This is a genomic window from Micromonospora sp. NBC_00617 (genome assembly GCF_045161355.1).
Lineage (GTDB): Bacteria > Actinomycetota > Actinomycetes > Mycobacteriales > Micromonosporaceae > Micromonospora.
Genome location: NZ_CP107751.1, coordinates 2,949,953 through 2,969,006 on the forward strand (window position 1 = coordinate 2,949,953; position 19,054 = coordinate 2,969,006).

Below are 19,054 nucleotides of genomic sequence, written 5' to 3' on the forward strand. Positions count from 1 at the left end.
GCTCCTTGGCTGGGTGGGCGGGCTAGACGGTGAAGGTGACCGGCAGTTCCAGCAGGCCGCGAAAGGGCGAGGCGGCGGGCAGTCGGCGCACCTCGGCGAGCGGGACGGCGAGCCGCAGCCCGGGCAGCCGGCGCAGCAGCGCGGAGAGTGCGAGCAGCGCCTCCATCCGGGCCAGCGAGACGCCCAGGCAGTAGTGCACGCCGTGGCCGAAGCCGAGGTGCGGGCCCCGGACCCGGCGCAGGTCGAGCCGGTCGGGGTCGGTGAAGTGGGCGGGGTCGTGGTTCGCCGCGTTGATCGCCACCCCGACGATCGCGCCGCGCGGGATGCGTACCCCCTGGTATTCGACGTCCTCGGTGGCGATGCGCGGGCTGGCCACCGGCAGCGGGCCGTCGAACCGCAGCAGCTCCTCGATCGCGGTCGGCAGCAGGCGCGGCGTGGTCCGCAGCAGCTCCCACTGCTCCGGGTGGGTGAGCAGCGCCAGCACGGCGTTGCCGAGGAAGTCGGCGGTGGTCTGGTGGCCGGCGAACAGCAGCAGGAACGTGGTGGTGACCAGCTCCGCCTCGGACAGCGTGCGGTCCCGGTCGACCGCGTCCACCAGCGCGCCGATGATGTCGTCGGCCGGGTCGTCGCGCTTGGCCCGGACCAGGTCGGCCAGGTAGTGGTGCAGCCGCAGCTGGGCCTGCTGCACCGCCGCCCGTTCCTCGGCCGGGGGTCGGCTGGTCGAGCCGGAGGTGCGGATCACCTGGGTCCAGTCGAGCACCCGGTCGTGGTCGACCGGCGGCACGCCGAGCAGCTCGCAGATGACCGTCATCGGCAGCGGGATGGCGAAGTCCCGCATCAGGTCCGCCTCGCCCTGCGGCACCATCTTGTCGATCAGTTGGTCGACGATCGCGGCCACCCGGGGCCGCAACGCCTCGATCCGGCGCGGCGCGAACGCCTGCGACACCACCCGGCGCAGGCGGGTGTGCTCGGGCGGGTCGGAGTTGAGCATGTTGCGGTTCAGGCCCTCCGAGTTCGGGCCGAAGATCCGCAGGTAGTGCTGGTCGGGCCCGTAGAGGTCCTTGGACAGCCGCGGGTCGGTCAGTGCCGTGCGCGCGTCGTCGAAGCGGGTGATCAGCCACGAGTCGAACCGGGGCGAGCCGACCGGGCAGACCGGCCGCTCGGCACGCAGCCGGGCGAAGGTGGGATAGGGATCGGCCGCGAACGCCTCCGTGTACAGCTCGCTCGCCGGCACCACGTCGTCGGTCATCGGGCCTCCCCCGGCTCGCTGTTCACACTGTGCAGCACCTGGTAGGTGTGTCGATCGGCGGACTCGCGCAGCTCCCGGACCACGCGCAGCAGCCGGTCCCGGTGCGCGCTGCGGCCGAAGGCGTCCAGCCGCTCCCGGTCCGCCCAGTCGCTGATGACCAGATAGCTGCTGGGGTCGTCGGCGTCGCGGACCAGGTCCTGGTGCAGGCAGCCGTCCAGGGTGCGGATCTCCTCGGCGGCGGCGCGCCACTCCGCCTCGAAGCGCTCCTCGCACCCCTGCCGGGTCCGCATCGCCAGGACCGTGCGCACCCGGCTCACCGCGCGCCGCCGAAGACAAGGTGCAGGTGCTTGCGCAGCGCGTCGGCGTCGACCGGGGCGCCGCGGAAGCCGACGTGCCCGTCCGGACGGATCAGGTAGAGCCCGGTGCCGGCCAGGCCGTACCCGGCGCGGAACCGGCGGTCGCCGTCGCGCAGCACCGGCGGGTCGGCCAGGCGCGGCTCGGCGACGTCCGGGTCGAGCAGCAGGTACGCCTCGAGTTCCCCGCCGGCCTGCCGCCGCGCGTCGGCGCACAGGTCGGCGAACCCGGCCAGCTCCGTCGCGCCGGCCGTGGCGTCGGCGTAGAGCAGCAGCGTGTGCCGGGTGCCCCGGGTCAGGTCCCGCAGCCGCAGCGGATGCCCGACGCCGCGCCGGCGCAGACCCTCGACGTCCGGCGCGCGGTCGCCGGGACGGGGCGCGTCACCGAGCCCGGCCGGGTCGGAGACGGTCTCCCCGACCAGCGGGCTGCGGGCGTAGCTGAGTAGCAGGGACATCTCCTGGAGGAACTGCCGTTCCAGGTCGGCCCGGTCCAGTTCCTCGGTGCCGGCCAGCCGCACCGCGCGGCCGACGATCTCCTCGCCCTCCGGGCGCCGCTCGGCCTCGTAGCTGTCCAGCAGGCCGGGGGCGGCCAGCCCGCGTACCGCCAGGGCCAGTTTCCAGGCCAGGTTCCAGGCGTCCTGGATGCCGGTGTTCATGCCCTGGCCGCCGGCCGGCGGGTGCAGGTGGGCGGCGTCGCCGGCGACGAAGACCCGGCCGTGGCGGTAGCGGTCGACGATGCCGTGGCTGATCCGGAACACCGACGACCAGCGCAGGTTCGCTGCCCGGGTGCCGGGCGGGGCGAGGCGGTCGAGGGCGGCCTGCACGTCGTCGAGGGTCGGCTCGCCGAGTTCCTCGCTGAAGCCGGGCGGGGCGTCCTGCCCGCCGGTCCGGGCGAAGAACCGGGGTGGGGCCAGGGTGGCGATGCGGTAGCGGTGTTCGCCGCGCAGTGGCACGCAGACCAGCATCCCGTCCATCCGCCCGTCGGTGGTGTGCAGGAAGCGCAGCAGGTGCCCGTCGGGCATGTCCCAGTCCACGTCGACGTCCACCAGCATGAACAGCTGCGGGAAGCGGCCCAGCCCGCCGGTGAAGGTGAGGCCGAGCCGGTCCCGGACCCGGCTGTGCGCGCCGTCGCAGCCGACCAGGTACGCCGCGCGTACGGTCTCGGTGGCGCCGTCGGCGGTGCGCACGGTGGCGGTCACGCCGTCCGCGTCCTGGGTGAAGTCCACCAGTTCGGCGCCGCGCCGCGGGCGCACCCCGAGCGTGGCCAGCCGGGCGGTGAGGATGCGTTCGGTCTCGTACTGGGGCAGGCCGAGGTGGTCGTAGGGCAGGCCGGGCAGTTCCCAGCTCATCCGGTGGGTCTGCTCGCCGTTGACGAAGACCATGTTGCCGGTGAGCCAGATGCCGGCGTCCATCGCCTCCCGCACGACGCCCTGCTCCTCCCAGATCTCCATGGTGCGGCAATGCACGCCGATCGCCTTGTCGGCCTGCCCGGCCGGGGTCGCCCGCTTGTCGATCACCCGGCAGTCGATGCCGCGCCGGGCCAGCTCGACGGCGGCGGTCAGCCCGGTCGGGCCCGCCCCGACGACCAGTACGTCCGTTGTCCTCTGCACGTCGGCCTCCCTGCCTGTGGTGTCGAGTCGCCGGCCGTCCCCACCGGGCACGACGTGGAACAGGCGGCGTCGGATGTCGAGAAGGAACGGTGCGATCGGCCCGGCCTGCGCCGAGGCGTGAGCCGGGTCGCCGATCCAGTCGAGGAACTCGGCCGCGGTGTCCCACTCGGCGAAGATGTGGTGCACGTCCGAGCCGGGTTCGCGGAGCAGCTGCTCACGCCGGTAGCCCGGCACGGCGGCCATCCGCCGCACCACCTCGGGGTAGCCGCGATGGAACTCGGCGAGCCGGGCGCTCGGCACGGTCAGCTCCACGTCCACGTAGACCGGGCCGGTCCCGTCGCCGGTCTCGACCATCGGCGGGTAGTCGGGCGGGCCGGCCGGTTCGGTCAGCGGCCGGAGCAGGTCGGACAGGCGGGCGGCCACCGGCCCGTCCCGGTAGGCGCGCAGCGCCTCCTCGTCGGCCCACTCGGTGACCACGACGAAGCCGTACGGGTCCAGCGCGTCCCGCAGCAGCTCGTGCCGGAGGCCGCCGGGGAGCGCGCCGAGCTGTCCGGCGACGTCGTCCCAGGCCGGCCCCACCGCGGGCGCGCAGCCGGGACGCGCTCGCAGCCGGAGCATCGTTCTGATCATGCCGCCCCCTCGCACCGTGCCGTCCTTGTGCCGCGACCCTGCCAGAGTCCGCGTCACCCGGTCGTCACCGGCGGCCCGGGCGGTGTCGCCGTGCGGTGACGCGGCCGGAACGCCATCCCCTCCCGGCTTGTTACAAAAGATTGGCAACAATCCTCGACAAGCGGCCGTCATGTAACTATCTCCTTGGGCGTTACTCCTTACGACTTGGATACCCGTGCCTGGCAGGCCCGGCGCTTGGGTAGCTGTCCCGGCCCGCCAAGTTTTTGATGTCAACGGCAGTGGCAAGCACCGGAGCGGCCCGAGAGCGAGGTACTGCTCTCGGGCCGCTCCGGTGATGGGAAGCCAGCGTCGGGCGCCTGGATCGGTTCCTGCGCGACATCGCCAAAGACCGTCCCTCAGCAGCCAAAGGCGCGAAAGTCGTCCTGAGCCAGATGTTCGCCCTGGCCGTACGCCACGGCGCGATCCCCGCCAACCCAGTACGCGACACCGGCCGGCTCCGTAAACCCCGCCGCACTGTCGTCGCCCTCACCGACGAGAACCTCCAGGCCGTCCGTACGGCGATCCGAGACTGGCAGCGACCCATCCCCGGCAAGCCCGGACCACGGCACAGCGGCGACCTGGCGGACATCGTCGACCTCATGCTCGCCACCGGCGCCCGCATCGGCGAGATCCTCGCCCTGCGATGGGAGGACCTCGACCTCGCCGCCGCACGCCCCACCCTGACCATCTGCGGCACGCTCGCCTTCGTCAAAGGCCAGGGCTTCTTCCGCCAACCCTGGACCAAGAGCGACGCCGGCTGGCGGACGGTCGTCCTGCCCCGCTTCGCCGTCGGCATGCTGCTGGCTCGCAAGCTCGTCACCGCCGAAGACCCGCATGATGCGATCTTCGCCTCCCGACGCGGCACCTGGCTGTCGCCCAACAACGTCCACCGTCAGTGGCGTGAGGCTCGCGCCGACACCGACCTCGCCTGGGTCACCCCCCACACCTTCCGCAAGACCATGGCCGCCCTCTGAGGTCGACGGCCGGCTTGAGTTGACCGCCCAGGGCTGACCACAGTTCTGAGATCGTGTGGGCCTGGGCGGTCAGGAATTGTTTCCAGGTGGGCCCGGCCCTGGCGCAGGAGACGTGGTAGCTGTTGAGCGCCCCGTCTTTGAGGTAGCCGTTCATTTGGGATCGGAGCTGACTGGCGTTGGTGTTGTCCGCTGAGCTGGGCCCGGGCGCGTTCCGAACGCCGGTCAGAGCAGTGTCAGCTCGAAGCACCCCCACCCGTCGCCGGCCTGCGCGACGAGCTTCCACGTTCCGGCGGCCGGCAACGGGATGCCGCTGGGGTACATCGCCTGCCCGGCGTCGTTGGTCGCCAGCGAGCCGGCGCTGTAGGTCTCGGTGCGGCCGCCGGAGGTCGCGGTCACGGTGAGCGCGGCGTTGAGCTGGGGGCGGGCCGGCAGCCAGAACAGCTTGCCCAGGTCGGGGCCGAGGTCAGGATGCCATTGCCGGCGGTACTCCACGAAGTCCCCGGCGATGAAGTCGCCCGAGCGCACCAGCGTGGCGTCGCCGGGCACCGCGACGCACTCGCGCCGGGCGCTGCCGGGCAGGCTCTGCTGGAAGGCCGGCACCGGCGGCGACGCGGCCGGCGAAGACGGCACCGGCGCCGACCCGGCCGGCGAGGCCGGGCCGGCGGCGGGCGGGACTGGTGCAGTACACCCGCAGAGCACCAGTGCCACGACGAACAGCGGGATTGCTCGCACAGCGTTGCCTCTCGCCTCAGGCGGCCGGGGTCCAGATCGAGACCCGGCCGCTCCAACAGGCCATGAGCGTCGCGGTCGTGATGCATTGCGTCGGCGGGGAGGCGGCCCGGCCCAGCACGTGCACCGCTCCGGTCGCGGGGTCGAGCGCGCCGATCAGCGGCGTCCGGGCGGCGGTGACCAGGAGGTCACCGGCGGCAGTACTGCCGAGCACCGACCAGCCGTCGAAGCGCACGTCGATCCGCCCGGTCGCGGCGTCGAGAACCAGGCCGCCCGGCGTGGACCGGGTGGCGAGCATGCGGCCGTCGCCGAGCGGGCCCAGCGCGGTCCAGCCGGCCAGCCGCCACCGCACGCCGCCGGTGTCCGGGTCCAGCGCGGTGACGCCGTCGGCGCCGGTGCGGCACACCAGGCCGCCGCACCACTGGAGCTGAACACCGTCCGGCTCGGCCGGGTGCTGCCACAGCTGCCGGCCGGTCGTCAGGTCGAACACGGCGCTGCCCACCAGCTCCCCCTGGTCGGCCCGGTACGCCAGCACCCGCTCTGCGGCAACGTCGAAGCCGTCGACCTTCCCGGGCCGCTCAAGCGTGACGGTCCGCACGAGCGCGCCGGTGTCGGCGCGATGCACCCGCAGTACCCCTTCGGCGTCGAGGTCGGCGATCGTGACGCGCAGGTCGGCCGCGTCGGAGCCGACCGGGTCGATGGCCCGGGTGGTGCCGGGCGCCGCCGGCAGGGTCCAGCGCACCGTACCGGTGCGGATGTCGATGCCGGCCAGGTCGGGCCGGTCGGCACGGGTGCCGCGGAGGTCGGCGACGACGACACCGTCGGCGCCGGCCGTGCCGTGCAGGACCGGTGTGTAGCCGCCGACCTGCCACACCGGCGCGCCGGTGCCGGCGTCCAGCGCGGTGAGCGTGGCCGGCTCGGCCTCGGCGATCACCACCCGGTCCCGTTCGGCGGCGACGAGCTGCGCGGCGCCAGTGACCGGTACGGCCCACCGCTGCCGGCCGCCGGGCACCTCGTAGGCAGCGACGACGGACGGGGCCAGCACGAAGACGGTGTGGCCGTCGGAGCGGACGTCGACGGTACCGTCGGGTGGCAGGACCAGCGAAGGCTTCAACGGTGCCGCAGCTTCGGCCCCGCCCGCGAACGCCAGCACGCCGACGGCCACCAGGGCCGGGAGCCAGCGCCTCGTCCCGGGCGGGGCAGGGTCGGCGGTGGCGTCCAGGTCGATCACGGCGGCGGAGGGCATGCGGTCAGCGTCTCACGAACCGGATGTGTTGGACCCGGTGCGGCATTTGCGAGCCTTTCACCACCGCACAATTCACGATTTTCAATATTGATGCTCATGATGCGACACTGTTACCGTCCACGGCATGACGGTGACGGGGTCCGTGCTTGGGGTGACTGTCGGCGTCCTCGCCGCGATGTTCGTCGCCAGCGGGGTCCCGAAACTGCGCCGGCCCTTCGACAGCGCCCTCGCCATGGTTCGCTTCGGCGTGCTCAAGCGGATTCGGCCGGTCGCCGGGCGAGCGCTCGGCGGAGCCGAGGTCCTGCTCGGTGTCGCCCTCGTGGTGAGCCCGAGCCCGCGCTGGCCGGCCCTCGCCGGGGTCGCCCTGCTCGCCGTGTTCACCACGCTGGTCGCGGTGGCCCTGGCCCGCGGGCGGTCGTTCGAGTGCGCGTGTTTCGGTACCGGTGAACGGATCTCTTGGGCCACAGTCGCGCGCAACGTGGTGTACATCGCGGCGGCCGCCGGTGTCGCCGCCGCCAGCCAACCCCCGACCGACCGGCTGCTCGGGCTGCTCGCCGGGGTGCTCATCGTGTGCGGCTACCTGGTGTTGAGCACCATGGCGACCCTGCGGCCGTTCGCCACCACCCTCGACGGAAGCGGAGCGGCCGATGGGTGAGGTGACGCTGCTGGCCGTCGCCGCGGTCTGGCTCGTGCTGCTGGGGTTCGGTGCGCTCGTCGTACGCCGGGAGCTGGAGCTGCTCACCGACCGGGTCGACAGCATCGGCCGCACGCCGATGGACGGGCTGGCGGTCGGCTCGTTCGCGCCCCGCGTGCCGGGCCTCGGCCGCGACGACGTCGTGCTGTTTTTGTTCGGCGACTGCTCGTCGTGCCACGAGGTCATCGACGCGGTCCGGCACAGCCTGCTGCCCGAACTGTTCCTGTGCGTCGTCAATGACGGTACCGTGCCCGGGTCCGGCGACAGCGTCGTGGCGAGCCTGCCGGCCGGCGTTCGCCGGGTCACCGGAGCCGACGCCCGCGGTGCGCTGGAACGGTTTCAGGTGCACTCGGCGCCGTTCGGGGTCGCGCTTGTCGACGGGATCGTCGCGGCCAAGGGCACCCTGCACGAGACCGGCGAGCTGGACCGGCTGGCCAAGATCGTGAACCGGCACCGGCAGCTGCCGCTCATCGACGCCCCCGACGCCGGGCACCGGCACGACCATGAGCACGAGCCCGCGCAGTGAGACTGCTGACCGCAGCCGCCGGCGCGGTCCTCGGCGCCGGCGTCGCGGTGTGGGCCGGCGCGAACCCGTTCTGGCTGCTGCTCATCGCGGCGGTCGCCGTCGGCCTGGCCCAGCAGGCCCTGCCTTGAGGACCCAACGTGGTCGTGATGATCACACGCGCCCGCGTGTCCGGGTGCTTCGGCTCACTGACGGTTGCCGGTGTCGTCCTGCTGTGCGCGGCGATCACCGCCGGCCTGCTCGCCGGCGGCGTGATCGGCCTCGCCGGGGCCCTGCTCGACCCGGTGACCCGGCTGCTGCTGGCCGGGCTGGCGGCGGTGACCGTCCTGCTGGGAGCCGCCCGGCGGCGGCTGCCGTGGCAGCTCGACCGGGAGACCGACCGGCGCTGGCTGGCGCATGAGGACTGGCGTACGGCCGCATACAACGGCTTCGCGCTCGGGCTCGGCTTCACCACGCGCATCGGGTACTGGTTGTTCTACCTCTTGCCGCTCGCCGCGTTCGCGATCGGCGACCCGCGGCTGTCGGCGCTGGGCTGGGCGGCCTACGCGGCCAGCCGGGTCGGCGGCTCGCTGCTGGTCTGGCGGGCAGGGCTGCAGATCGCCGGGCGCGGCCTGATCACACCGCTGCGCGCCGTCACCGACGCGGCCGCGTTCGTCGCGCTGGGCGGCCTGCTCATCATCACCTTGGTCATTCCCCTACGGGATCAGCTGCCCTGAGGCGACTCGGGGCCATGACAGAAAGGAGCGGATCGTGGGCGTTCCATGGTCCAGGCGCAAACTGCTCATCACCGGCTCGGCCGCCGCGGCCGGCGGGGCGGCGGCGGTCGCCGTGACGTCCCCAGCCGACGCGGCGCCACCACCGGCCCCCGGCATCAACGTCGTCGAAGCGGTCGCGGGCCGGCAGGTGTCCGTCCGGGCCCGCACGGCCCCGGCCGACCGGCCCCGCCAGTTCGACGGCGCGCTGCGGACCCTCGAGGCGCAGGCCCTCCCCTACGGCTGGGCCCTGCGCGGTGGCGACCTCGTGCTCGTCGAGGATTCCACCGGTACCGCCGTCGCCGTCCCACTGCACCGCGAGGTCGTCGGCCGGGTCGCCAAGGTCGCCGCGGACGCGATCACCGTCGACGGCCAGCAGATCCGGCTCGACCCGCGGACGCTGCTCTACGTCGGCGAAGCCGTGGAGCCGCTCGTCGGCTTTACCGCCCGCCACCTCCGGGCCGGCGACTCGGTCGCCCTGCAGTGCCTGGACAACCGGCGCGACGGCACCCTCACCGTGCACTTCATGCGCCTCCTGGCCCGGGCCTGATGGTGCACGTGGTCGCCATCGCGCTCGTCGCGATGTGCGTCGTGCTCACCGTCGCGTTCCTCGCCGCCCTCCGCGGCGTCGCCGAGCTGCGCCTGCGCCTAGCCCAGGACGACGGCGCGGCGGGGCCACCCAAACTGGTCCTCGGGCGGCGGCTGCCGGACTCCGTCGTCGAGGCGCTGGCTGGCCTGGGCGAGCTCGGGCCGCGGTCGCTGGTCGTGCTGCTGTCGACCACGTGCGGCTCGTGCCTGCGGCTGGCCGGCGAGCTCGGTCGGGTGCAGGCGCCACTGGTCGCCTGCGTCATCGGCGAGCCGGGCCCGACGGCCGACGACGTCCGAGCGTCGGTACCGGCCGGGGTGCCGGTCATCACCGGCGACGTGGCCCGGCAGATCCGCACCGACCTCAACCTCCACACCTTCCCGACGGCGATCGCGCAGCGCGACGGCTACATCGTCGCGACCGGCCAGGGCAGCGGCGCGGACGCGGCCGCGAACCTCGACCACCTGTGGCAGCAGGCCGTCCACGCAACCAAGGAGGCACACACATGATCCAGGAGCGCATCCGCACCACCCAGCTGACCCGCAACCGCTTCCTGGCCTTCGCCAGCACCTCGATTGTCGCCGCCGCCGTGGGGGCCTGGTTCCCGGGCCGGGCCGAGGCGGCCGTCCCCAACGGCTGCCGCGGCCTAGACGGCTGCCCGTGCTGCACCGGCTCCGGCTGCTGCGCGAAGAACTGCAAGGGCCTCACCATCTGCGGCGGCGCCCACTGCTGGCGCACCTGTGCCTACGAGGGTTCGACGCTGGTGAGCTTCAACTGCTGCGACTACAACTACACCAACAGCTCCGGCGGTACGAGTAGCTGCATCTGCCGCGAGAACTGGGGCTCCTGCTGACACCCGACCGGGCCCGGGGCCGCCGCTGCTGACGCCCCGGGCCCGCCGATCCTGTGGGCCGGCGCCCGCCGGATCGCGGCAGGGCGGGGATTTTGAGTAGGCCTGTGACCATCAGACCACGGCCGGTTTCGATTCCGATCGGGATCGAACGCCGGTTGCGGCGCACTGCAGCAAGGGCGGCCAGAAGTTGGGCCAGGCCGTTCGCGTCGTCCGTCAGGCGTAGCTGGCTAACGAGCTGACCAGCCTCGTCGATCACAGCGATGTCGTGGTGGCACTCGCCCCAGTCCGGGCCCGCGTAGTATTTCGTTTTCGTCCAGTTCGGTGAAGGAGTGAGGTCGTAGAGCTGGTCGGACGAAAAGCTGCGTGGACAAGGTCGAGCGGGGAGTCCGCGACCTCGACCGGCTCTCGACGATCGAGACGGTCGCCGGAGCGCTCGGCGTCGCCCCAGCCGTGCTGCTCGCCGGCAGGGCCCCGCGGCAACCTACGACCGACACCGGCAGCGCGGTAGATCGGGTTGGGGCGGCGCTAGGCCGCTACGACAGACCCGGCTCAGGCAGCAAAGACCAGCCGGCGCCGTCGTTGGCGCAGCTCGACCACCAGGTGGGGTACGCGTGGAGGGCTTACCGACGTGGTCATCTCCCACAGGCGTTGCGAATGCTGCCCGACCTGCTTATCCACTGCCGCCTGCCCTGCGACCCGCAAACGGGCAATGCCCCCCCGACCTGAATGTGCGGGTGCACCGGCTGACCGCTCAAGTGCTCGCCAAGCTCGGTGAGGCCGAGCTGGCCTGGCTGCCGGCCGACCGGGCATCGCCCTCCAACCCGCCCCCTCGCAGAGCGAGGTGACGGAAGCCAAGGAGCGAACGATGCACGCCCACCGCCGCGTGTGCCGGCCGGCGCGACCGCCGGACGGAGGCGCATGACGCTGCCGCCCGACCACCCATCTGTAGGCCCGGGTGGTCGAAGACCCGCCGGCTGCCTGGGTCGTCCTTGCCGGAGACATACACGCTGGCCTGCTCGTTGAGCCACCACGGCGGCAGGCCTAGTTCGTCGGCCACTGCACGCGCCTCATCGAGGACGACTCCGTGCGGGACGAACATCGCGTCGACGTCCCTGGTGACCCGTTTCGCGTCGTAGGCCAGCGCCATCGCGGCACCACCCACAACGAAGATGTCGGCGACGACCCCGCGACGGACAAGCCGCTCGCCCAGGTGAGTGAACGCGCGTTCGAGTTCCGGGCGCCCCATCAGGACGCCGCCTGACCCGCTCACGCCGCAGCCAGATCGTGAACGGACAGGTACACACCGCGGATACCAGATGGGTGGCCAGCCTGGCCAGACTCATCGGTTCGTAGCTGGTACCCATCGGGCAAGCCTCACCTTCGAGCCGACGGCTTCATCCGTTGCAGACTATCGCGGCCCCGCCCGCGAACACCGCCGAGGCGAGGTGGCGACGGGGTCCGATCTTTCTGCTGCACCCCTGCCCGGACCGTTTACTCACGCTGCACGCGAGGCATCACTCTTGTGATCTTGGTGGAAGGCGGCGCAGTCCGTGACGTTGCCGCGAAATTACAGGGGGTGTATGCGAGCGCGACTCTCAGTCAGATTGCGATCGAGAAGTCACCCGCAACGCCACCCGAGCCGTGCGATGCATAACCCGAGGCGCAAGCGGATCCCGACGACGAGCCACGATCCGATCCAACACCACCGGTACGACAAAACCGCCCGGCCACCAACCCGGCGAACGTTACTGGACACCGCACTAGCTTCGACTCCTGCAGGCTGGTGGCGATGGAGATGACCGCCGCCCGCTCCGGGCAGGCCGGCCTTCTTCGTGGCGGCGATGATCGCCTTGGCGTTGGCGGTCTGCTCGTCGTTCAGGTCGATGCGCGACTGGGCGCCCTGCACACCGTGCGGGATCAGCTGGCCCGTGTCCGGCTTGTCGGCCTGCACGGTCACCGCGGCGGGCTTGGCGTCCACGGGTCACACCCACAATCGGACAGGTAGCCCCAGTGGTCACGGACCGGGACGGCGGACCAGCAGCACCACGGCCACCCCGACGAACCGGTCGGTGCCGGTGACGGCGAACTCGCGGCGGAGCAGCTCGGCCCGGGCGGGCGGGATGCCCTCGTACGGGTCGCCCGCCCCGCCGACGACCAGCCAGATCCGCCGGACGTCGCCCAGGCAGGGAGCGGGATCGACGCAGTCGATCGCCCAGAACCCGCCGGACCGGCCGGGCGGCACGGCGAGGAAGACGTCCCGCGGCGCCGTGCGCAACTGGTACGCCATCGGCAGTGGGGCGCTCCACCCGCGCCAACCGGAGTAGGCGATGCCGTCACCGGGCTCGTACCGCCGGTCGATCAGGGCGGCGGCGGCGCGGTAGTTCGCCTCCCCCGGCACCGGGCTGCGTCGGGCCTCCACCTGGCCCGGCAGGCCCACCCCGGCGACGGCCAGCACGGCCGCGCCGAGCACCGCCGCAGGCCCGCCCGCCGGCAGCGCGCGCCGCAGCGCGGCGACCGGCACGGCGATCCCGACCGCCGCCAGCAGCGCCCAGGCGGGCAGCGTGAACAACACGAACCGGGCCAGGAAGAGGTGCACCAGCGGGTGGCTCAGGTAGCAGCACACCGCCGGCGCCACGGCCCAGACCAGCAGCGGAAGGAGCAGTGCGCGCCGCCGGCGCCAGAGCACGGCGGCGCCGGCCAGGCCGGTCCCGACGAACGTCACGGCGACCGGGAGGGAGCCGAACAGCTCCCGGGGGAAGCGGGCGAGCGCCGCCTGGTCGCGGGTGATCCAGGAGACCTGGTCGGCCTGGCGGGACGCCGCGTACAGCAGGGGCGCCGCGGCCACGGCGACCACCAGCACGGTGAGCGCCCAGGCCCACCGGGCCCGCCGGGCACCGCCGCGGCGGACCGCCGAGCCGACCAGCAGCGCGTGGGCTGCCAGCACCGTCGCCGCGACGGCGTGCAGGCAGGTCAACGCCAGCAGGCAGCCGCCGTAGCGGACCCACCGCGGCCACGAGGGCCGGTCCAGCGCCCCGACCAGGGCGAGCGTAGCCAGCACGGTGAGGGCGACGACCCAGGCGTACGAGCGGGCCTCCTGCCCGTACCGGGACACCGACGGGATCGCGACGAAGAGCAGGCCGGCGGTGACCCCGACGGTGCCGTCGTACAGCTTCGCGCCGAGCAGGGTGAGCGCGCCGGCGGCCACCGCCGTGCCGACGATGGACGGGAACCGCAGGGCGAGGGTGGAGTCCCCGGCCAGCGCGGTCCACCCGCGCAGGGCCAGGTAATAGAGGGCGTGGGTGAGGTCCATGTTGCCGAGCAGATGCCGCAGCTCCGGCCACGCGAGGGTGGTGGTCAGCCAGCTGACCGACTCGTCGAACCAGATCTCGCGGCCGCCGCTGCCGAGGGCCGCGACCGCGAACGCGACGAGACTGACGGGCAGGGCGACGCGGGTACGCGACACCGGCGCGCCCGCCCGGCGCGCCGACGCGGCCGGCGCCGCGCGGCCGGGCGCGGCGGGGTGCCGGTCCGACCTGACGGGCTGGGACACGCTCACGGCGGCGGACGGCCTATTCCTAGACCCGGGTACGCGGCACCATCGCCGGCGACCAGCCGACGTCGTACCGGGGGGCGGCGACGGCCCGGGCGAAGGCCTTGGCGACGGCGGGCGCGCTGACGATCCGCCAGTCGACCTCCTTGCGCGCCTCGAACCAGATCAGGCCGATGATGTCCTGGTGGCCGGACAGCAGCTCGAAGGCCTGCCGGATCCAGTCGGCCTTGCGCCCCTTGCCGTCGGAGGCGCCGGTCTCGGTGACGACCAGCGGCTTGTGGGTGAAGCCGCGGATCTCCCGGATCGTCGGGCTGAAGATCGCATCGAAGGACCGGTACGTCGAGAGCGCCCCGGTGCCGTAGTAGCCGGAGAGCCCGACCCAGTCGACGTAGTCGTCGCCCGGATAGAGCGTGGCGAGTTTCGGGGTGGAGTCGTCCCACCTGACGTTCGGGCTCCACGTCCAGATGACGTTCTGCACCCCGGCGGCCTCGAACACGGCGTGGACGTGCCGCCAGGCCTTGACGTAGTCACCCGGCCGGTTGCCGTTGACCGTCTCGCACCACGGGTACCAGTCGCCGTTCATCTCGTGGGCGAACCGGATGGCCACCGGGTACCCGAGGGCCTTGATGCCCTGCGCCCACGACCGCAGGTACGGGTCGAAGCTCCCCCGCGCGATCTGGGCCAGCCGGTACCGGGGCTGGTCCGAGCGGATCCTGTCGATCTTGCGATTGCTGAAGCCCCTCTTGCGGGAGGTCTCGTCCAGCCGGTAGTCCCACGGTTCCCACGCCAGCATCGGCAGCATGCCCCGGTCACGGATCCGGTCGAAGAGCACCCGGTCGAAGGCCGCCGACGCCCATCCCGCGCCGAAGAGCATCGCCTGCGGCTGACGCTTCGCGGCGGCGGCGAAGGCGTTCACCGGCGTGAAGTCGTACGGACCCTCGTTCGTCATGACGCCGATGAACGTCTTCCCGGCCGGCGGAAAGAGCACCGGCTCCGGGCGCGGCGGCGGTGCGGGCGTCGCCGGGGCGCTCGGTGCGGCCGTCGCCGCGGCCTCCCCCCGGGCTCCCGACGCCGTGCGCGGCGCGATCACGAAGGCGTACGTGAGCAGCAGCGCGGTGATCAGCGCCAGCATGCTCCGCGGCAGGGTCAGCCTCGCCATGGCACACTCCGTTCCGCCGGCACCCGCGTCCTCGGCGGGTGGCGGTCCTCGATACGGGTACGCGCGGCGGCGCGGGCCGCGTCGTCGCGGTGTCGCCCATGGCGCGTCACACCGGAGACGATGGCGATCAGCGGCGGGCCCAGGCCGGTCAGGAGGGTCAGCACCGGCCAGACCCACAGCAGGGTCAGGCCGTGGCCCAGCAGGAAGCTCGCGCCGAGCACGGCGGCGGCGAAGGCCGCCCAGCCGAAGTGCAGCCGGAAGGTGCCGAGCGACTCGGTGGTGCGCAGCTTCCCCTTGGCCGTCACCACGAACGCGAGCTTGCGCCGCAGCAGCGCGCCGACCGCGGCGGCCACGTAGACGGGACCGGTGAAGAGGGCCAGCGCCATGCCGACCACACCGATCTCCTCCCGTTCGTGCGGGGCGATGTTGAAGCGGCGCAGCCAGAGCCAGAGCGCGAACCAGGTGCCGATGGTGCCGGCCCAGAGCACCGACCACACGGTCACGTCGAGCTGGGCCGTGCCAACGCCGGTGAGCAGGTACAGGGCGGTGGCGAGGTTGCCCAGCAGGAGGCCGACGGCGACGCTCGGGTAGTAGAACTGGAGCAGCCGGTACTGCCAGCGGCGCCGCGTGCCCAGCTCGCGCGGTGCGCGCAGCTCGGGGCGGACCAGGATCTCGCAGATGCCGGCCGCCCACCGCTTCTGCTGGTTGAAGTAGTCGGCCCACGAGGTGGGGCCCTCCCCGATGGCCACCACGTCCGGGGTGTAGACGCCCTTCCACCGGTTGCCGGTGTGCGGATTGACGGCAGCATGGACCCGGATGCTGGTGAGGTGGTCCTCGATGATGGAGTCCTGGTAGCCCCCGACGCTGCGCCAGGCCGCCGGTCGGTAGAGGTGGCCGGTGCCGGTGAGCAGTGGCGCGTCCAGCCCGTTGCCGCCGCGCGCGATGAGTCCGTTGTAGAGGTACTGCTGCACCGACGCGCCGTGCGCGACCCAGTTCTGGTGCATGTTGCCGTAGACCTGCGGGGTCACCACGAAGGCGACGTCCGGGTCGCGGAAGTAGCCGAGGGTCCGTTCCAGGAAGCCGGGCAACGGCACGTGGTCCGGGTCGACGTTGGCGACCACGTCGTAGCCGTGCTCGTGCTCGGCCCGCCAGGCGTTGTGGTTTCCCGACTTCGTCCTGGCCCGGAACTCGCCGCTCGGCTGGTTGTACTCGGGTCGGCCCTTGCGGCTGAAGTGCCGCACCCCGAGCCGCGCGGCCATCTCCTTCACCGCGGGGTCGTCCCCCTCGTCGAGGATCCAGACGTCGACCTGGCCGCAGTAGACAATCTGCCGCATCCGCCGCAGGGTCCGCTCGGCGACGTCGAGCGGCTCCTTGCTGGGCACGATGGTGGTGAGCAGCGCCACCCGCAGGCCGACGGGCGGATCGACGGGGACCGGATCCTTGGCATGGAACGCGAAGACCCAGATCACGACGTTCTGCGCGAGGCGGATCAACTCCACGCCGACGACCACGCAGAAGCCGAGCCGGGCCGCCGTCGTCTGCCAGCTGCCGATCCCGGTCACGCCGGGCCCCGGCACGTGCGCCGGGAGCAGCAGCCACCCGACGAACAGCAGCCCGGCCGCACTGTTGACGAGAACCAGGAGCGTCAGGATCAGCCGGGACGCGGGCGACAGGGCCGGCCGGAACTGGACCGGCGCCGCCACGTGCCCCGGCGCGATCAGCGGTCCGGCCGTCGTACCGCACGCCGCGTAGGCGCGGCGCGCCCGGACGTTGCGCTGCCGACGGTCGGGCGGCTCCGACGACCCTCCGATCGAGGTCAGGGCCGGAGCGACGGCGATGCCCTGCCCGGCGACGGGAGACCGCCGGCTATCGCTGGCGATGACCACATTGCCCCCATGGATTTCTGCCCGACTCGAACTCGACCGGAGCTGATGCTATTCGGACAATTTTCTTAAAGCGGGCTAGTTGCGTAAATGACTTTGAGCCGCGCTCTCCTCAGCCACCGGCGGGGTGCGCCTCGCGTGCCGTCGCGCCGTCGGCGGGTCGCGTCCACAAGTGAACGACCCTCGTGAGATCGCCGGTCGCCCGCTCGTGCCCCCCGGGCATGGACCGAGCCAGCTGCGCCGGGGCGCCGAGCACCGCGATCGCCACCAGGGCGACCGCGCACCACCGGGCGCGCACCCGCGCCAGCGCGACCGCGCCGAGGGTGGCCCACGCGGGCAGCGTGAAGAGCAGCACCTCCGGCACCCAGACCGGCCTCGCCTGCGCGACCAGCAGCAGACCCAGCGGCGGCACCACCGCCCAGGCGGTGTAGAGGGCGGCGGCGCGTCGCAGCGGCAGGCTGAACAGCGCCAACCCGGCCAGCACGACCCCCAGGGCGGTGACGCCGAAGAGGTTGCGGGGCGTCGCGGCCAGCACGTCCAGAGTGGGCTCCGACCCCCGCGCGATCCCGCCGCCGACCACGCCACCGGGAAGCCCCAGCGCGACAGCCGCGGGGAGCGCGCCGAGGATCGCGACCGCCGACCACCGGCCGACCACCCCGCGTCGGAAGACGAACATCGACCAGCCGTGCCCGGCGAGCAACAGCAGCGCGAGACCGTGCGAGAGGCCCAGCAGCAGCACCGCGGCGCCGTAGCCGGCGAAGCGTCCGACCGTCGGCCGGTCGACCGCCCGCACGAGCAGCAGCGTGGCGAGCACGGCGGCGAACACCGTCAGCGCGTACGGCTGGACCTCCTGCGCGTACCGGGTCGACGTCGGCAGCAGCGCGAAGATCACGCCGGCCAGCAGGCCCACCCGCGGCGCGAAGAGTCGGGCCGCCAGGAGCCCGACGAGGGCCGCGGCGGCGGTGACGGCCACCATCGACACCACCCGTACCGCCGGGCCGGACGCGCCGAGCACCTCCGCCCACCAGCGCAGCAGCGGCGAACCGGCGAGGCCCGGGGTGCCGCCGCCCGGCGGAGTGGCCGCGCCGGCCCGCAGGAGGCAGAGCGCGACCGTCAACAGTGCCGGCACCAGCCAGGCGGTGACCCGCCACCGGCCGGTGTCGGTCGTCGCCTGGGTGACCATCGCGTGGTCCTCACCCCAGGGGTCCTCGACGTCGACCTCCGTCGACGCCAGCCGGGGCAGGACTATGGTGTCCGCGTCCTTCATCGTGTCTCACGCATCTCTGTCGGATCCGGCGGTGCACACCGCGGCGGGGGCGCGCCCCACGGCGACGCGAGCCGGGCGTACGCGCGGCGTGGGCAGCACGCGGCGCAGGACCGGCCGGACTCCTGGATCGGGTACGGGTGTCAACTGGAGCATAGGGAACAGAACCGGACAGATAACTCGGATGCGGCATAAGCCCTAAATCAGCGATCAGCCGGACGTTGAGGTCTACCTCAGCCAGCCCGGCCTCGGCGTCGTGCTCGGCGCCCGGGTGCTCGCCGAGTTCGGCGACGACAAGAACCGCTACGCCGACGCGAGAGCCCGCAAGAACTACGCCGAGACCAGCCCGATCACCCGCCAGTCCGGCAAGAGGAAGGTCGTGCTGGCCCGATAACGTCCACAACGACAGGCTGGTCGATGCCTGCGGCCAGCAGGCATTCACCGCGCTGCGCACCTCACCAGGCGCCCGCGCCTGGTGCGACCAACTCCGGGCCAGAGGCGTCGGCCACCGCGCCGCGCTCCGCCAGCTCGGCAACCGCCTCGTCGGCATACTGGGACGTCACGCCGCAGCGCTCGACTGCAGCACGGCAGGTCAGAACTCTCATCTCTGTCCGGCATCGGTGAGCTCTTCGGTCGCGGAGACCTCTTCGTCAACCTGCACCCAATCTGCTCCCAGATGCAAGGCGGATCAACCAATGGACCCTTACCGCCTTGACCTGCGCACACTCCCCTGCCAGGCGACATAGAGCGCCGTCGACTGCTGGGCTGAACTATGGAGCACTCCGCGGTGAAACAGGACGCCGCACTGACTCTGACCTGCGGGAACGTGGAGCCGCAGGCAGGGGTGGGTGCAGTTGATCTCCTCCTTGATCTCACCGGCCGCGCCCCCTATCGACTGACGCGCGGGACGCGACCCGTTTGTCCGGCACGGCAATGGGTACCCGCCGGTCCAGCCGACAG

At 72.7% G+C, this 19,054-nt stretch carries 17 protein-coding genes and 3 pseudogenes; 10 read left to right on the plus strand and 10 right to left on the minus strand.

Annotation, left to right across the window (positions count from 1 at the left end):
- Positions 1 to 22 precede the first annotated feature (22 nt).
- Genes OG505_RS13500 through OG505_RS13510 form a run of 3 tightly spaced genes read right to left on the minus strand, consistent with a single transcriptional unit; the run spans position 23 to position 3,830 of the window.
- The gene (locus OG505_RS13500) at positions 23 to 1,249 is read right to left on the minus strand and encodes a cytochrome P450 (RefSeq protein ID WP_405433583.1); all 1,227 of its coding nucleotides are present in this window, start codon (positions 1,247 to 1,249) and stop codon (positions 23 to 25) included.
- The gene (locus OG505_RS13505; protein WP_405433585.1) at positions 1,246 to 1,557 is read right to left on the minus strand and encodes a putative quinol monooxygenase; all 312 of its coding nucleotides are present in this window, start codon (positions 1,555 to 1,557) and stop codon (positions 1,246 to 1,248) included. Before OG505_RS13505 ends, OG505_RS13500 begins: the two co-directional genes overlap by 4 nt.
- Before the next feature lie 5 nt (positions 1,558 to 1,562).
- Positions 1,563 to 3,830, minus strand: coding sequence for an FAD-dependent oxidoreductase (locus OG505_RS13510; RefSeq protein WP_405433587.1), 2,268 nt, complete (start codon positions 3,828 to 3,830; stop codon positions 1,563 to 1,565).
- Positions 3,831 to 4,180: 350 nt separating this feature from the next.
- On the opposite strand from OG505_RS13510, the pseudogene OG505_RS13515 reads away from it, so the two are divergent.
- Positions 4,181 to 4,852 (plus strand): annotated as a pseudogene (locus OG505_RS13515) (tyrosine-type recombinase/integrase); the annotation flags it as partial.
- A 225-nt stretch (positions 4,853 to 5,077) separates the two neighbouring features.
- On the opposite strand, the gene OG505_RS13520 reads toward OG505_RS13515, so the two are convergent.
- Both OG505_RS13520 and OG505_RS13525 read right to left on the minus strand, forming a co-directional pair.
- On the minus strand, positions 5,078 to 5,485 hold the full coding sequence (locus OG505_RS13520; RefSeq protein ID WP_328365415.1) for a hypothetical protein: 408 nt from the start codon (positions 5,483 to 5,485) through the stop codon (positions 5,078 to 5,080).
- 118 nt (positions 5,486 to 5,603) lie between these two features.
- Positions 5,604 to 6,830: a PQQ-binding-like beta-propeller repeat protein gene (locus OG505_RS13525; protein ID WP_405433589.1), complete on the minus strand. Its 1,227-nt coding sequence runs from the start codon at positions 6,828 to 6,830 to the stop codon at positions 5,604 to 5,606.
- Positions 6,831 to 6,954: 124 nt separating this feature from the next.
- On the opposite strand from OG505_RS13525, the gene OG505_RS13530 reads away from it, so the two are divergent.
- The 8 genes from OG505_RS13530 (at position 6,955) to OG505_RS13565 (ending at position 11,499) form a co-directional block, all read left to right on the plus strand.
- Positions 6,955 to 7,485 carry a MauE/DoxX family redox-associated membrane protein gene (locus OG505_RS13530; RefSeq protein ID WP_405433591.1) on the plus strand — a complete coding sequence of 177 codons (531 nt, stop codon included), beginning with the start codon at positions 6,955 to 6,957 and terminating at the stop codon, positions 7,483 to 7,485.
- On the plus strand, positions 7,478 to 8,050 hold the full coding sequence (locus OG505_RS13535; RefSeq protein WP_405433593.1) for a hypothetical protein: 573 nt from the start codon (positions 7,478 to 7,480) through the stop codon (positions 8,048 to 8,050). Before OG505_RS13530 ends, OG505_RS13535 begins: the two co-directional genes overlap by 8 nt.
- Positions 8,047 to 8,178, plus strand: coding sequence for a hypothetical protein (locus OG505_RS13540; RefSeq protein WP_405433595.1), 132 nt, complete (start codon positions 8,047 to 8,049; stop codon positions 8,176 to 8,178). The genes OG505_RS13535 and OG505_RS13540 overlap by 4 nt, the downstream gene beginning before the upstream one ends.
- Positions 8,179 to 8,196: 18 nt before the next feature.
- Positions 8,197 to 8,763: a hypothetical protein gene (locus OG505_RS13545; RefSeq protein WP_405433596.1), complete on the plus strand. Its 567-nt coding sequence runs from the start codon at positions 8,197 to 8,199 to the stop codon at positions 8,761 to 8,763.
- A gap of 34 nt (positions 8,764 to 8,797) precedes the next feature.
- Complete coding sequence (locus OG505_RS13550; RefSeq protein ID WP_405433598.1) at positions 8,798 to 9,349, plus strand: hypothetical protein; 552 nt, start codon at positions 8,798 to 8,800, stop codon at positions 9,347 to 9,349.
- On the plus strand, positions 9,349 to 9,894 hold the full coding sequence (locus OG505_RS13555; RefSeq protein ID WP_405433599.1) for a hypothetical protein: 546 nt from the start codon (positions 9,349 to 9,351) through the stop codon (positions 9,892 to 9,894). The genes OG505_RS13550 and OG505_RS13555 overlap by 1 nt, the downstream gene beginning before the upstream one ends.
- Positions 9,891 to 10,238 carry a hypothetical protein gene (locus OG505_RS13560; RefSeq protein ID WP_405433601.1) on the plus strand — a complete coding sequence of 116 codons (348 nt, stop codon included), beginning with the start codon at positions 9,891 to 9,893 and terminating at the stop codon, positions 10,236 to 10,238. The genes OG505_RS13555 and OG505_RS13560 overlap by 4 nt, the downstream gene beginning before the upstream one ends.
- Before the next feature lie 1,084 nt (positions 10,239 to 11,322).
- Positions 11,323 to 11,499: a hypothetical protein gene (locus tag OG505_RS13565; protein WP_405433603.1), complete on the plus strand. Its 177-nt coding sequence runs from the start codon at positions 11,323 to 11,325 to the stop codon at positions 11,497 to 11,499.
- A gap of 500 nt (positions 11,500 to 11,999) precedes the next feature.
- On the opposite strand, the pseudogene OG505_RS13570 reads toward OG505_RS13565, so the two are convergent.
- The 5 genes and pseudogenes from OG505_RS13570 to OG505_RS13590 all read right to left on the minus strand — a co-directional run.
- Positions 12,000 to 12,207 (minus strand): annotated as a pseudogene (locus OG505_RS13570) (hypothetical protein); the annotation flags it as partial.
- A 45-nt stretch (positions 12,208 to 12,252) separates the two neighbouring features.
- Positions 12,253 to 13,701 (minus strand): glycosyltransferase family 39 protein, encoded by a 1,449-nt coding sequence (locus OG505_RS13575; protein ID WP_405433604.1) that lies wholly within the window; start codon positions 13,699 to 13,701, stop codon positions 12,253 to 12,255.
- Positions 13,702 to 13,813: 112 nt separating this feature from the next.
- Entirely contained in the window at positions 13,814 to 14,947 is a 1,134-nt protein-coding gene (locus tag OG505_RS13580) for a glycoside hydrolase family 26 protein (protein ID WP_405433606.1), read from the minus strand.
- On the minus strand, positions 14,935 to 16,833 hold the full coding sequence (locus tag OG505_RS13585; RefSeq protein ID WP_405433608.1) for a glycosyltransferase family 2 protein: 1,899 nt from the start codon (positions 16,831 to 16,833) through the stop codon (positions 14,935 to 14,937). Before OG505_RS13585 ends, OG505_RS13580 begins: the two co-directional genes overlap by 13 nt.
- A gap of 109 nt (positions 16,834 to 16,942) precedes the next feature.
- The gene (locus OG505_RS13590; protein WP_405433609.1) at positions 16,943 to 18,097 is read right to left on the minus strand and encodes a glycosyltransferase family 39 protein; all 1,155 of its coding nucleotides are present in this window, start codon (positions 18,095 to 18,097) and stop codon (positions 16,943 to 16,945) included.
- 211 nt (positions 18,098 to 18,308) lie between these two features.
- On the opposite strand from OG505_RS13590, the pseudogene OG505_RS13595 reads away from it, so the two are divergent.
- Positions 18,309 to 18,648 (plus strand): annotated as a pseudogene (locus OG505_RS13595) (transposase); the annotation flags it as partial.
- Positions 18,649 to 19,054 lie beyond the last annotated feature (406 nt).

Coding starts and splice junctions, on each gene's coding strand:
- OG505_RS13500 (WP_405433583.1), bottom strand. CDS start 1,249: ATGACCGACGACGTGGTGCCGGCGAGCGAGCTGTACACGGAGGCGTTC.
- OG505_RS13510 (WP_405433587.1), bottom strand. CDS start 3,830: ATGCTCCGGCTGCGAGCGCGTCCCGGCTGCGCGCCCGCGGTGGGGCCG.
- OG505_RS13525 (WP_405433589.1), bottom strand. CDS start 6,830: ATGCCCTCCGCCGCCGTGATCGACCTGGACGCCACCGCCGACCCTGCC.
- OG505_RS13530 (WP_405433591.1), top strand. CDS start 6,955: ATGACGGTGACGGGGTCCGTGCTTGGGGTGACTGTCGGCGTCCTCGCC.
- OG505_RS13535 (WP_405433593.1), top strand. CDS start 7,478: ATGGGTGAGGTGACGCTGCTGGCCGTCGCCGCGGTCTGGCTCGTGCTG.
- OG505_RS13545 (WP_405433596.1), top strand. CDS start 8,197: ATGATCACACGCGCCCGCGTGTCCGGGTGCTTCGGCTCACTGACGGTT.
- OG505_RS13555 (WP_405433599.1), top strand. CDS start 9,349: ATGGTGCACGTGGTCGCCATCGCGCTCGTCGCGATGTGCGTCGTGCTC.
- OG505_RS13560 (WP_405433601.1), top strand. CDS start 9,891: ATGATCCAGGAGCGCATCCGCACCACCCAGCTGACCCGCAACCGCTTC.
- OG505_RS13580 (WP_405433606.1), bottom strand. CDS start 14,947: ATGGCGAGGCTGACCCTGCCGCGGAGCATGCTGGCGCTGATCACCGCG.
- OG505_RS13590 (WP_405433609.1), bottom strand. CDS start 18,097: ATGAAGGACGCGGACACCATAGTCCTGCCCCGGCTGGCGTCGACGGAG.